At 66.7% G+C, this 13,170-nt stretch carries 13 protein-coding genes; 12 read left to right on the top strand and 1 reads right to left on the bottom strand.

Going from position 1 to position 13,170, the window contains the following annotated elements:
- The first annotated feature begins 120 nt into the window (after window positions 1-120).
- The 3 genes from aceF (at window position 121) to CEK65_RS14590 (ending at window position 4,153) form a co-directional block, all read left to right on the top strand.
- Window positions 121-1,875 carry a dihydrolipoyllysine-residue acetyltransferase gene (gene aceF / locus CEK65_RS14600; RefSeq protein WP_152182186.1) on the top strand — a complete coding sequence of 585 codons (1,755 nt, stop codon included), beginning with the start codon at window positions 121-123 and terminating at the stop codon, window positions 1,873-1,875.
- A gap of 132 nt (window positions 1,876-2,007) precedes the next feature.
- A complete protein-coding gene (gene lpdA / locus CEK65_RS14595) occupies window positions 2,008-3,804 on the top strand; it encodes a dihydrolipoyl dehydrogenase (RefSeq protein ID WP_152182185.1) in 1,797 nt (598 codons plus the stop codon).
- Window positions 3,805-3,865: 61 nt separating this feature from the next.
- Window positions 3,866-4,153 carry a hypothetical protein gene (locus tag CEK65_RS14590; RefSeq protein ID WP_152182184.1) on the top strand — a complete coding sequence of 96 codons (288 nt, stop codon included), beginning with the start codon at window positions 3,866-3,868 and terminating at the stop codon, window positions 4,151-4,153.
- 135 nt (window positions 4,154-4,288) lie between these two features.
- Here the strand turns inward: CEK65_RS14590 and CEK65_RS14585 are convergent, their stop codons facing one another.
- Window positions 4,289-5,101, bottom strand: a complete 813-nt coding sequence (locus CEK65_RS14585; RefSeq protein ID WP_017911696.1) for a hypothetical protein — start codon at window positions 5,099-5,101, stop codon at window positions 4,289-4,291.
- Between the two features lie 446 nt (window positions 5,102-5,547).
- Here CEK65_RS14585 and CEK65_RS14580 point away from each other — a divergent pair, with 446 nt between their 5' ends.
- From CEK65_RS14580 to CEK65_RS14540, 9 genes are all read left to right on the top strand, one after another.
- Window positions 5,548-5,913, top strand: coding sequence for an ATP synthase subunit I (locus CEK65_RS14580; RefSeq protein ID WP_026143249.1), 366 nt, complete (start codon window positions 5,548-5,550; stop codon window positions 5,911-5,913).
- Between the two features lie 26 nt (window positions 5,914-5,939).
- On the top strand, window positions 5,940-6,734 hold the full coding sequence (gene atpB / locus CEK65_RS14575) for a F0F1 ATP synthase subunit A (protein ID WP_150411110.1): 795 nt from the start codon (window positions 5,940-5,942) through the stop codon (window positions 6,732-6,734).
- Window positions 6,735-6,811: 77 nt separating this feature from the next.
- Window positions 6,812-7,111 carry a F0F1 ATP synthase subunit C gene (atpE, locus tag CEK65_RS14570; RefSeq protein ID WP_010340497.1) on the top strand — a complete coding sequence of 100 codons (300 nt, stop codon included), beginning with the start codon at window positions 6,812-6,814 and terminating at the stop codon, window positions 7,109-7,111.
- Window positions 7,112-7,225: 114 nt separating this feature from the next.
- Complete coding sequence (locus tag CEK65_RS14565; protein WP_010340680.1) at window positions 7,226-7,696, top strand: F0F1 ATP synthase subunit B; 471 nt, start codon at window positions 7,226-7,228, stop codon at window positions 7,694-7,696.
- Between the two features lies 1 nt (window position 7,697).
- Window positions 7,698-8,225 carry a F0F1 ATP synthase subunit delta gene (locus tag CEK65_RS14560; protein WP_017910292.1) on the top strand — a complete coding sequence of 176 codons (528 nt, stop codon included), beginning with the start codon at window positions 7,698-7,700 and terminating at the stop codon, window positions 8,223-8,225.
- Window positions 8,226-8,372: 147 nt separating this feature from the next.
- Window positions 8,373-9,920 carry a F0F1 ATP synthase subunit alpha gene (gene atpA / locus CEK65_RS14555; RefSeq protein WP_026143773.1) on the top strand — a complete coding sequence of 516 codons (1,548 nt, stop codon included), beginning with the start codon at window positions 8,373-8,375 and terminating at the stop codon, window positions 9,918-9,920.
- A 116-nt stretch (window positions 9,921-10,036) separates the two neighbouring features.
- Entirely contained in the window at window positions 10,037-10,900 is an 864-nt protein-coding gene (atpG, locus tag CEK65_RS14550; protein WP_017910294.1) for a F0F1 ATP synthase subunit gamma, read from the top strand.
- Between the two features lie 122 nt (window positions 10,901-11,022).
- The gene (gene atpD / locus CEK65_RS14545; RefSeq protein ID WP_017910295.1) at window positions 11,023-12,429 is read left to right on the top strand and encodes a F0F1 ATP synthase subunit beta; all 1,407 of its coding nucleotides are present in this window, start codon (window positions 11,023-11,025) and stop codon (window positions 12,427-12,429) included.
- Window positions 12,430-12,603: 174 nt separating this feature from the next.
- Window positions 12,604-13,026, top strand: coding sequence for a F0F1 ATP synthase subunit epsilon (locus tag CEK65_RS14540; protein WP_019796279.1), 423 nt, complete (start codon window positions 12,604-12,606; stop codon window positions 13,024-13,026).
- Window positions 13,027-13,170: the final 144 nt, after the last annotated feature.

Raw genomic sequence — 13,170 nt, 5'->3', positions numbered from 1 at the left:
TCCGCCGGCAGTGGCGCCCCCTGCAGGCGATCGGGCTTTTTTGCCCGCCAAAGGTTGGCGCTGCGGCTGCGGGCCGCCACAATAGGGGTTTCCCCCTCATTAGTTGCCGGAGTTCCCCGCATGGCCGAAATCAAGGAAGCACTTGTCCCCGATATCGGTGACTACAGCGACGTCCCGGTAATCGAAGTGCTGGTGGCCGTCGGCGACACGGTGAAGAAGGACCAGAGCCTGGTCACCCTGGAATCGGACAAGGCGACGATGGAAGTGCCGTCGCCGTTCGCCGGCGTGGTCAAGGAGATCAAGGTCAAGGTCGGCGACAACCTGTCCGAGGGCAAGGTGGTGGCGCTGATCGAAGTGGCCGAGGGCGGCGCCAGTGCCGCAGCCGCCGCGCCTGCGGCCGCCAAGGCCACGCCTGCGCCGGCCCAGCAGGCCGCCGCTCCGGCTGCTGCGTCCGCGCAGAGCGCGGTCAAGCCGGCGCCCGCCGCGGCCGCGCCCGCCGGCGTGGTCGAGGCGCGGGTGCCGGACATCGGCGACTACAGCGACGTGCCGGTGATCGAGGTGCTGGTCGCGGTCGGCGACACGGTCAAGAAGGATCAGGGCCTGGTCACCCTGGAGTCGGACAAGGCGACGATGGAAGTGCCCTCGTCGGTGGCCGGCGTGGTCAAGGAACTCAAGGTCAAGGTCGGCGACAGCCTGTCCGAGGGCAAGCTGGTGGCGCTGATCGAGGTGGCCGGCAGCGATGCCGACGCGCCGGCCGCATCCGCGGTCCAGCCCAGCGCCGAGACCGGCGGCGGCGTGGAGCCGGTGCCGGCCTCGTCCGCGCCGGACAAGCTGGCCCAGCGCGAAATCGCCCAGGTCCAGGCCACGGCGCCGGCCAAGGCCGCCGCACCGTCCGCTACCCAGAGCAGCCCGCCGGTGGCGTTCGACGCCGACAGCGTGCTGCCGCAGAAGGTGCCCTATGCGAGCCCGGCGGTGCGCGTGTTCGCCCGCGAGCTCGGCGTGGACCTGTTCCAGGTCAGCGGCTCGGAGCAGGGTGGCCGCATCACCAAGGACGACGTGCAGCGCTACGTCAAGGCGGCGCTGTCCGGCGCCGCGCCGGCCGCCGCCGGTGCCGCGCCCGCCGCGGGCGGCAATGGCCTGAACCTGCTGCCGTGGCCGAAGGTGGACTTCGCCAAGTTCGGCGAGGTCGAGGTCAAGCCGCTGTCGCGGATCAAGAAGATCTCCGGCGCCAACCTGGCGCGCAACTGGGCGATGATCCCGCACGTCACCCAGTTCGAGCAGGCCGACATCACCGACTTGGAAGCCCTGCGTGTGGCGTTGAACAAGGAGAACGAGAAGGCCGGCATCAAGCTGACCATGCTCGCCTTCCTGCTCAAGGCCAGCGCCGCGGCGCTGAAGCAGTTCCCCGAGTTCAACGCCTCGCTCGATGCCAGCGGCGAGAACCTGACCCTGAAGAAGTACTTCCACATCGGCTTCGCCGCCGACACCCCGAACGGGCTGGTGGTGCCGGTGATCCGCGACGTGGACAAGAAGGGCGTGGTCGAGCTGGCGCGCGAGAGCGGCGAGCTGGCCAAGAAGGCGCGCGACGGCAAGCTCGGCCCGGCCGACATGAGCGGCGGCTGCTTCTCGATCAGCTCGCTCGGCGGCATCGGCGGCACCGCCTTCACCCCGATCGTCAATGCGCCGGAAGTGGCGATCCTGGGCGTGTCCAAGTCGTCGATCCAGCCGGTCTGGAACGGCAAGGAATTCGCGCCCAAGCTGCTGCTGCCGCTGTCGCTGAGCTACGACCACCGGGTCATCGACGGCGCCGCCGCCGCGCGCTTCACCACCTACCTGAGCCAGGTGCTGGCGGACATGCGCCGCGTGCTGCTGTAAGCCCTGTCGTCACGGTGCCGCGTCCGTCGCGGTGCCGGTTTTCCCCCACCTGCGCGCGCCGCCTGTTTGCGCGGTCGCGCCGACGAACTGCAAACGCCCACCGCCGCGGCGATGGGCCACAGGAGAAGCTGCATGGCGGTCATTGAGGTCAAGGTCCCGGATATCGGCGACTACAGCGACGTTCCGGTCATCGAGGTGCTGGTCGCCGTCGGCGACACGGTGAAGAAGGACCAGGGCCTGGTGACGCTGGAGTCGGACAAGGCCACGCTGGAAGTGCCGTCCGCGGCTGCCGGCGTGATCAAGGAACTGAAGGTCAAGCTCGGCGACACCCTGTCCGAGGGCGCGGTGATCGCGCTGCTGGAGACCGCCGACGGCGCCGCTGCGGCGCCCGTCGCGGCCCCGGCCGAGGTGCCGGCCAGCAAGCCGCCGGTGGCGCCGTCGCACCGCGCGCCGGCCGAGCCGCCGGCGCCCAAGCCGGCACTGTCCAGCGGCAAGCCCGCCGACATCGAATGCAAGATGGTGGTGCTCGGCGCCGGTCCCGGCGGCTACACCGCCGCGTTCCGCGCCGCCGATCTGGGCCTGGACACGGTGCTGATCGAGCGCTACGCCAGCCTCGGCGGCGTCTGCCTCAATGTCGGCTGCATCCCGTCCAAGGCGCTGCTGCACGCGGCCGCGGTGATCGACGAGGTCGCCCATGCCGGCGACTTCGGCGTGGACTTCGGCAAGCCCAAGATCACCCTGGACAAGCTGCGCGAGTACAAGGAGAAGGTGGTCGGCAAGCTCACCGGCGGCCTGGCCAGCATGGCCAAGCAGCGCAAGGTGCGCACCGTCACCGGCGTGGCGTCGTTCGTGTCGCCGAACGAGCTGGAGATCGTCGGCGCCGACGGCAAGACCCAGCTGCTGCGTTTCGAGCACTGCATCGTCGCCGCCGGCTCGCAGGCGGTGAAGCTGCCGAATTTCCCGTGGGACGACAAGCGGGTGATGGACTCCACCGACGCGCTGGAACTGCAGGAGATCCCCAAGACCCTGCTGGTGGTCGGCGGCGGCATCATCGGCCTGGAAATGGCCACCGTGTACAGCGCGCTGGGCAGCAAGGTCACCGTGGTCGAGTTCATGGACCAGCTGATGCCGGGCGCGGACAAGGACCTGGTCAAGCCGCTGGCCGACCGCTTGAAGAAGCAGGGCGTGGAGGTCCATCTCAAGACCAAGGCGGCCGAGGTCAAGGCCGATAAGAAGGGCATCACCGTGACCTTCGAAGCCGCCACCGCGGGCGAGACCCCGGCGCTGGCCGCCACCACCTACGACCGCGTGCTGGTCGCGGTGGGTCGCGCGCCCAACGGCAAGAAGATCGGCGCCGACAAGGCCGGCATCAACGTCACCGAGCGCGGTTTCATCCCGGTCGACCGGCAGATGCGCACCAACGTGCCGCATATCTTCGCCATCGGCGACATCGTCGGTAACCCGATGCTGGCGCACAAGGCCACCCACGAGGGCAAGCTGGCCGCGGAAGTGGCCGCCGGCGAGAAGAAGGAGTGGGTGGCGCGGGTGATCCCGTCGGTGGCCTACACCAACCCGGAAATCGCCTGGGTCGGCGTCACCGAGACCGAGGCCAAGGCCAAGGGGCTGAAGGTCGGCGTGGCCAAGTTCCCGTGGGCGGCCAGCGGCCGCGCGATCGGCATCGGCCGCACCGAGGGCTTCACCAAGCTGATCTTCGACGAGGAGACGCACCGCATCATCGGCGGCGCGATCGTCGGCGTGCACGCCGGCGACCTGCTGGCCGAGATCGGCCTGGCGATCGAGATGGGCGCGGAGGCCGAGGACATCGGCCACACCATCCACGCGCATCCGACCCTGAGCGAATCGGTCGGCATGAGCGCCGAGGTCTACGACGGCACCATCACCGACCTGTACATCCCGAAGAAGAAGTGACGCCGCCCGGCGCGACCGTGCCGCTGCGTGCGGTGCGGTCGCGGCCGTGGTGAATCCACGCATGGAGGTCGCCGTGGGGCAGGGCACCCTATGTCCCGAACTGCAGGCGCTGCTGCAGCGCGAACTGGCCAGCGGCAACCGCATCGCCGAGCCGCCGCGCCGGACCGACTGGCCGCATCCTGGCTCGGTCTTCGTGTCGCTGAAGCGCGACCTGCGCAGCGACGTGGCGGCGTTGCCGGCGACGGTGCGGCATGCGATCTGCACCGATCCGCACTACGGCTGGCACGACGAGTGCTACTGCACGACGCACCAGCATCTGCTGGTGGCGGGAGCGACCAAGCCGCCGTGAGCCTGTGTCGGCTGCCGCAGTCGCTGCCACCGCCTCTGCGATCTGCCGCGCACCCCGTTGAACGACAAAACCCCGCATCGCTGCGGGGTTCTGCATGGAACCGCTCGCGGGTCCCGGGTTCCGGGTCCCGAAAGATCAGAACGCGAAGGTCACGCCCGCGACCGGACCCTTGAACTCCTGCTTCAGGCCGATCGCGGCGTTGCCGCCCTTGCGGTCCACGTCGAGCTTGAACCAGTCGTAGCCGGCAAAGATGCCGAAGTTGCGGGTGAAGCGATACTCGGCGATGGCGTTGGCGCGGCTCAGGTCGCCGTCGTATTTCTTGAAATCGCCCCACTTGGTGTTGACGTACTGCCCCTGCACATTGAACAGCCAGTGTTCGTTCGGGTGCGCGGTGAAGCGCAGGCCGACCACCGGCGCGGCGCCGTCGTCGCTTTCGTCGACGAAGGTGCCGGTGTACAGCGGGCCCAGGTCGGCATAGGCCTTGCCGTTGACCTTGGCCCACTCGGCACCGAGCTGCAGGCCCATGCTGAACTGCGGCGTATCGATCACCGAGTAGTCGTACACCAGGCTGGCGACCTGATATTTCAGTTGGCCCTTGACGAAGCTGCCCGACGGCACGGTGACGCCGCCATAGCTGACGTCCTGGCCCAGCTCCTCGCGGCGGTCCTTGTCGTACTTGAAGTAGTCGAAGATCAGGCGCTGGCGGGTGCTGATGCGGAACACGCCGTCCACGCGCGGCTCCCACTCTTTGCCGCCCAGCTTGAAGTCCTGCGACCCGGAGATGGCATTGCCGTTGATGACGGTGTTGCCGCGCAGGGTGTTGTTGTTGTCGACGTTCATCGCGCCCAGGCGCAGGGTGAAGCGGTCGTCGCCGTCTTCGGCGTGGGCGGGCAGGGCGTAAGCGGCGGCGAGCGCGCACGGCAGCGCCAGGGCAAGCAAGTGTTTCATGGGGGACAAGCTCCGTCGTCTTGGGATTTTTTTGATGAGGCGTCGATGGCTGGGCCACCGCGTGCCGTCACTATCCTTAAATTTGCGTCCACCATTCGTGAAAGTATGGTGGCCCGGGCCGCCACGCCCGTCCCAGAACGCGCAACGAAAAGAGCCCCGGGAGGACCGGGGCTCGGTGGGTCTGCGCTGTGGGCCGACGAGGATGGGCGCAGTCCCTGTCCGATCAGACAGCGCAGTGGACAGAAAGTTCCTCCGCAAAGGCGTGCTGCAACGCCGCATTCGGCGCAGGCGGCGGGCGGTGGCCGTGTTATCGTCTACGGGCGGATGGGCATTCGGACGCGGCCAGGACCCCTGGCGGTTGTCTCGCAAATTGTCCCATTGCTATAATTCCGCGGCTCGACGGACGCGAAGACGTCCTCAATCCACCACCAATTGCAGGATTTTCTGTGCTGAACTCCGTTGATGCGGGTCGGCGGCTGATGCTGCGCGCAGCGATTTACCCGCTGGTGGCGGTGGCCGTGGTGTCCCTGCTGTTCCTGCTGCTGGGACCGAAATACGCGATGGGCGCCGCCGCAACCGGGCTGGCGACCGTGGCAGGGGGATGGCTGGCCGCACGCACCGCGCTCAATGGCGGCGTGCAGGCGGCGGGTTCGGCGCTGGCGCGGTTGATCGTGGCCATGGTGCTGAAGTGGGTGTTGGTGTTCGCGGTGCTGGCGCTGGGCTTTGCCTGGTGGCGGTTGCCTCCTCTGGCCCTGTTGGCGGGTATCGCCGTCGGGCTGATGTTCCAGGTTCTGGCTCTGGCCAGGCGTTGATCGAATCAAGAAAAGGCTCAGGACTCATGGCGGGCGAGGCACTAACCCCTACCTCCTACATCCAGCACCACCTCAAGAACCTCACTTTCCAGGTGCAGGAAGGCGGGTTCTGGCAGTTGCACGTCGACACCCTGGTGATGTCGCTGCTGATGGGCCTGCTGATGGTGTTCGGCTTCTGGCTGGCCACGCGCAAGGCCACCGCCGGCGTGCCCGGCAAGTGGCAGGCGTTCGTGGAGATCCTGCTGGAGTTCGTCGACCGCCAGGCCAAGGACACCTACCACGGCACCAGCAAGCTGGTGACCCCGATCGCGATCACCCTGTTCTTCTGGATCCTGATGATGAACCTCATCAAGATGATCCCGGCGGACTTCATCGCCAAGCCGCTGGAACTGCTTGGTGTGCATGCGTGGAAGCCGGTGCCCACCGCCGACGTCAATGCCACCCTGGGCATGTCGATCAGCGTGTTCTTCCTGATGCTGTTCTTCTCGCTGCGCTCCAAGGGCGTGGGCGGGATGACCAAGGAATTCCTCACCGCGCCGTTCGGCAAGTGGATGCTGCCGTTCAACCTGATCCTCAATATCGTCGAATGGCTGAGCAAGCCGGTGTCGCTGGCGATGCGACTGTTCGGCAACATGTTCGGCGGCGAGATCGTGTTCCTGCTGATCTGGGTGCTGGGCGGTGCCGGCATCCTCGGTGCGCTGGCCGGCGGCGCGTTCGGCTTCGGCTGGATGCTGTTCCACCTGCTGGTGATTCCGCTGCAGGCGTTCATTTTCATGATGCTGTCCATCGTGTACCTGAGCCTGGCGGAAGACAGCCACTGACGTTTCTGTTTCACGCGTTCTAAGCAACCCTTCGTTCGATTCACCATCCTCAAGCAACTTTGTTCCTGGAGAAAACCATGTACTTCGCCGTCCTGACCAACCTCGCCCAAGTCCAGAGCTCCACCGTCCTCGCCGTCGGCATCATGATCGGCCTGGCCGCGCTGGGCGCCGGCCTCGGTCTGGCCATCATGGCCGGCAAGTTCCTGGAATCGGCCGCGCGCCAGCCGGAACTGATCCCGGTGCTGCAGGTCCGCATGTTCATCACCGCCGGCCTGATCGACGCCGCGTTCATCATCAGCGTCGCGGTCGGCCTGCTGTTCGCGTTCGCCAACCCGATGATCGGCGAGTTCGTCGCGCGTCTGCCGCAGGGCGGTTGATCCCGTCGTACCGGCGTGCGGTCGCCATCGGCGGCCGCCGCTACGGATGAAGGTTCGGACGCGTCGCCGTGCTGGCGGCGCGTCCACCCCGTCACCATTGGCTGAGCGTACCCCATGAATATCGGTCTCACCCTCTTTGCCCAGGCGCTGGCGTTCGCCGGTCTGATCTGGATCGTCGCGACCAAGATCTGGCCGCCGCTGATGCAGGCCATCGAAGAGCGCCAACAGAAGATCGCCGAAGGCCTGGCCGCCGCCGATCGCAGCCAGAAGGATCTGGCGCAGGCGCAGGAAAAGGTCAACGAAGCGTTGAAGGATGCCCGCATCAAGGCCAACGAGATCATCGATCAGGCCCATGCGCGCGCCAACCAGATCGTCGAGGCGGCCAAGCACGAGGCGATCGTCGAAGCCACCAGGCAGAAGGAACTGGCCCAGGCCGAGATCGACGCCGCGGCCAACCGCGCGCGCGAAGACCTGCGTCGCCAGGTGTCGCTGCTGGCGGTGAGCGGCGCCGAGAAGCTGCTCAAGCGCGAAATCGACGCCAACGCCCACAAGGCGCTGCTCGACGAGCTGGCGGCGGAGATCTGAGATGAGCCAGGCCCTCACACTGGCGCGTCCCTACGCTCGCGCCGCGTTCGCCGCGGCCAGCGACGCCGGCAAGCTCGCGCCCTGGTCGCAGGCGCTGGCGTTCTCCGCCCAGGTCGCCGCCGACCCGCGCGTGGCCGCGCTGCTGCACAACCCGCTGCTGCAGCGGGAGCAGGCGGTGTCGCTGCTGGCGCCGGAGGCGGCCGACGAGCAGTACCAGCGCTTCCTGAGCCTGCTGGCCGAAGGCCAGCGGCTGCCGCTGCTGCCGGAGATCGCCGGGCTGTACGACCAGCTGCGGGCCGAGGCCGAGCGCGTGGTGCAGGCCAACGTGACCTCCGCGACGGCGCTGAGCGATGCCGAGGTGGCCTCGCTGAAGGTGGCGCTGAAGCAGCGCTTCGGCCGCGAGGTCGAGATCACCACGGCGGTGGACGCTTCGCTGATCGGCGGCGCGGTGATCGACGCCGGCGACGTGGTCATCGACGGTTCGTTGAAAGGCAAGCTGTCGCGTCTGCAATCCGCACTGGCCCACTAAGAAACGGGAATGGCGAATAGAGAGGAGAGAACCCGGCCCGGCGGCGACGCCACCCGCGATTCCCGATTCCCCATTCCCGATTCTCAAAGAAGCTAACCACACGTCGCCATCCGCCGCTGCGCGATGGACGATCCGAAGGAAACCAAGATGGCAACCACGCTCAACCCCTCCGAAATCAGCGAACTGATCAAGAACCGCATCGAGCAGGTCAAGCTGGCCGCGGAGTCGCGCAACGAAGGCACGGTCACCAGCGTGTCCGACGGCATCGTGCGCATCTTCGGCCTGGCCGACGTGATGCAGGGCGAAATGATCGAACTGCCGAACGACACCTACGCCCTGGCGCTGAACCTGGAGCGCGACTCGGTCGGCGCCGTGGTGCTCGGCGACTACGAGAACCTGCGCGAAGGCGACGTGGCCAAGACCACCGGCCGCATCCTGGAAGTGCCGGTCGGCAAGGAATTGCTGGGCCGCGTGGTCAACGCGCTGGGCGAGCCGATCGACGGCAAGGGCCCGCTGGGCACCAGCCAGACCGCGCCGGTGGAGCGCGTGGCGCCGGGCGTGATCTGGCGCAAGTCGGTCGACCAGCCGGTGCAGACCGGCTACAAGTCGGTCGACGCCATGATCCCGATCGGCCGCGGCCAGCGCGAGCTGGTCATCGGCGACCGCCAGACCGGCAAGACCGCGCTGGCCATCGACGCGGTGATCAACCAGAAGAACACCGGCATCAAGTGCGTGTACGTGGCGATCGGGCAGAAGGCCTCGACCGTCGCCAACATCGTGCGCAAGCTGGAAGAGAACGGCGCGCTGGCGCACACCATCGTGGTCGCCGCGACCGCTTCCGAATCGGCGGCGATGCAGTACATCAGCGCCTACGCCGGCTGCACCATGGGCGAGTACTTCATGGACCGCGGCGAAGACGCGCTGATCGTGTACGACGATCTGTCCAAGCAGGCCGTGGCCTACCGCCAGATCTCGCTGCTGCTGAAGCGCCCGCCGGGCCGCGAAGCCTACCCGGGCGACGTGTTCTACCTGCACAGCCGCCTGCTGGAGCGCGCCGCGCGCGTGTCCGAGGAGTACGTGGAGCAGTTCACCAAGGGCGAGGTCAAGGGCAAGACCGGTTCGCTGACCGCGCTGCCGATCATCGAGACCCAGGCCGGCGACGTGTCCGCGTTCGTGCCGACCAACGTGATCTCGATCACCGACGGCCAGATCTTCCTGGAAACCGACCTGTTCAACGCCGGCATCCGCCCGGCGGTGAACGCCGGTATCTCGGTCTCGCGCGTCGGCGGCGCCGCGCAGACCAAGATCATCAAGAAGCTCTCCGGCGGCATCCGCATCTCGCTGGCGCAGTACCGCGAGCTGGCGGCGTTCGCGCAGTTCGCCTCGGACCTGGACGAAGCCACCCGCAAGCAGCTCGAGCGCGGCCAGCGCGTCACCGAGCTGATGAAGCAGAAGCAATACATGCCGATGTCCATCGCCAACCAGGCGCTGTCGATCTACGCGGTCAACGAGGGCTACCTCGACGACGTGCCGGTCAACAAGCTGCTGGCGTTCGAAGAGGGCCTGCACGCCCACTTCGCCAACACCCAGGGCGAGCTGATCGCCAAGGTCAACGATACCGGCGACTGGAACGGCGACATCGAAGCCGCGTTCAAGAAGGGCATCGGCGAGTTCAAGACCACGGGCAGCTGGTAAATCAGTTGCCGGGAATCGGGAATAGAGAATAGGGAATCGTAGGAGCGGGATCCGGGCTTGCCCATTCCCGATTCTCCATTCCCCATTCCCACGAAGCGAGCAAAGCGAGCGAGAGCATGGCAGGCGGACGCGAAATCAAATCCAAGATCAAGAGCGTGCAGAACACCCGCAAGGTGACGCGCGCGCTCGAGATGGTCTCGGCCTCCAAGATCCGCAAGGCGCAGGATCGGATGAAGACCTCGCGTCCGTACGCGCAGGCGATGAAGCAGGTGATCGGGCATCTGGCGCAGGCCAGCACCGATTACACGCATCCGTTCCTGGTGCAGCGCGAGTCGGTCAAGCGCGTCGGCTACATCGTGATCTCCTCCGATCGCGGCCTGGCCGGCGGCCTGAACAACAACCTGTTCCGCAAGATGCTGGGCGAAGTGCGCCAGTGGCAGGACCAGGGCGCGGGCGTGGACGTGGTCACCATCGGCCAGAAGGCCTCGGTGTTCTTCCGCCGGATCAAGGTGGACATGGTCGGCAGCGTCAGCCACCTCGGCGACCTGCCGCAGCTGGAGCAGTTGATCGGCGTGATCAAGGTGATGCTGGACGCGTTCACCGAAGGCAAGCTGGACCGCGTGTATCTGGTCTACAACCGCTTCGTCAACACGATGACGCAGAAGGCCAGCTTCGACCAGTTGCTGCCGCTGCCGGCGGCCGAGAGCCAGGTCGCGCACCACGACTGGGACTACCTGTACGAACCCGATGCCGCGAGCGTGCTCGAGCACGTGATGACGCGCTACATCGAGTCGCTGGTGTACCAGGCGGTGCTGGAGAACGTGGCGTCCGAGCATGCGGCGCGCATGGTCGCGATGAAGGCGGCCAGCGACAACGCCAGCAAGCTGATCAGCACCTTGCAGTTGGTCTACAACAAGGCGCGTCAGGCTGCGATCACCCAGGAAATTTCCGAAATCGTCGGCGGCGCAGCCGCTGTGTAGCCGGGAATGGGGAATGGAGAAACGGGAATGGTCGAAGCAGCAGCGCTTGATCTTCCCATTCCCGATTCCCCGTTCCCCATTCCCGACACCAGATTCGCATAGACATTAGTGGAGTTATCCAAATGAGTCAGGGCAAGATCGTTCAGATCATCGGCGCGGTCGTCGACGTCGAATTCGCGCGTGCCGATGTGCCGAAGGTGTACGACGCACTGAAGGTCGACGGCACCGCCATCACGCTGGAAGTGCAGCAGCAGTTGGGCGACGGCGTCGTGCGTACGATCGCCCTCGGCTCCACCGACGGCCTCAAGCGCAACCTGGTCGCCACCAACACCGGCCGTGCGATCTCGGTGCCGGTCGGCGCCGGCACGCTGGGCCGCATCATGGACGTGCTGGGTCGTCCGATCGACGAGGCCGGCGACGTGCAGGCCACCGACCATTGGGAAATCCACCGCGCGGCGCCGACCTACGAAGACCAGTCCTCGGCCACCGAGCTGCTGGAGACCGGCATCAAGGTCATCGACCTGATGTGCCCGTTCGCCAAGGGCGGCAAGGTCGGCCTGTTCGGCGGCGCCGGCGTCGGCAAGACCGTCAACATGATGGAACTGATCAACAACATCGCCAAGGCGCACTCGGGTCTGTCCGTGTTCGCCGGCGTGGGCGAGCGTACCCGCGAGGGCAACGACTTCTACCACGAGATGAAGGACTCCAACGTCCTGGACAAGGTGGCGATGGTGTACGGCCAGATGAACGAGCCGCCGGGCAACCGCCTGCGCGTCGCGCTGACCGGCCTGACCATGGCCGAGTACTTCCGCGACGAGAAGGACGCCTCGGGCAAGGGCAAGGACGTGCTGCTGTTCGTCGACAACATCTACCGTTACACCCTGGCCGGTACCGAAGTGTCGGCGCTGCTGGGCCGCATGCCGTCGGCGGTGGGCTACCAGCCGACCCTGGCCGAGGAAATGGGCGTGCTGCAGGAGCGCATCACCTCGACCAAGTCCGGCTCGATCACCTCGATCCAGGCCGTGTACGTGCCAGCGGACGACCTGACCGACCCGTCGCCGGCGACCACCTTCGCCCACCTCGACGCCACCGTCGTGCTGTCGCGTAACATCGCTTCGCTGGGTATCTACCCGGCGGTGGATCCGCTCGATTCGACCAGCCGCCAGCTGGACCCGAACGTGATCGGCCACGAGCACTACGACACCGCCCGCCGCGTGCAGTCCACCTTGCAGAAGTACAAGGAACTGAAGGACATCATCGCGATCCTGGGCATGGACGAACTGTCCGAAGAGGACAAGCAGGCCGTGTCGCGCGCGCGCAAGATCGAGCGCTTCTTCAGCCAGCCGTTCCACGTGGCCGAAGTGTTCACCGGCTCGCCGGGCAAGTACGTGTCGCTGAAGGACACCATCCGCGGCTTCAAGGCCATCGTCGACGGCGAATACGACCACCTGCCGGAGCAGGCCTTCTACATGGTCGGCGGCATCGAGGAAGCGGTCGAGAAGGCCAAGAAAATGGCCGAGAAGGCCTGATCTGGACGCCGGCCGCAGGCGGCCGGCATCCGGGAATGGGGAATCGGGAATAGAGAATCGTCAAGGCGGGACAACTGGAATCTGATGCATCGCGTACTGGTTGAGAGAAGGCAGACTGCTTCTCCCCATTCCCGATTCCCGATTCCCGATTCCCGCCTCACCCAGTGAGGCACCATGAGCACCATCCGTTGCGACATCGTCAGCGCCGAGCATGAGATCTACCACGGCGACGCCACCCTGGTGGTCGCGACCGGCGAGCTGGGCGAGCTGGGCATCGCGCCCAAGCACGCGCCGTTGATCACCCGGCTCAAGCCCGGCAAGGTGGTGGTGACCACCCCGAGCGGCGAGCAGCTGGATTTCGCCATTTCCGGCGGCATCCTCGAGGTGCAGCCGCAGGTGGTGACGATCCTGGCCGACACCGCGATCCGCGCGCAGGACATCGACGAGGCGTCGGTGCGCAAGGCCAAGGAAGAAGCCGAGCGCCTGCTCGCCAACCGCGGCGAAGGCATGGACGTGGCCGAGGCACAGGCCAAGCTGGCCGAGGTCACCGCGCAGTTGCAGGCGCTGGAGCGCCTGCGCAAGAACCTCAAGCACTGAGTTCACCGCCCCGCGGCCTGATGGCCGCATGCGACAACGCCGGCGTTTGCCGGCGTTGTCGTGTCTGGGAGATGGGGGTCTCCTTCGCACGCCACCTCTGCGTGCATGTGGGGGATCACCTCGCGGATCCGGCTTGCCGCTCTT

The sequence above is a fragment of the Xanthomonas sp. LMG 12459 genome (assembly GCF_009192905.1).
GTDB classification, from domain to species: Bacteria; Pseudomonadota; Gammaproteobacteria; order Xanthomonadales; family Xanthomonadaceae; genus Xanthomonas_A; species Xanthomonas_A sontii.
Note: the sequence above shows the minus strand (reverse complement) of the source record. Positions and strands in the feature narration are given on the sequence as shown.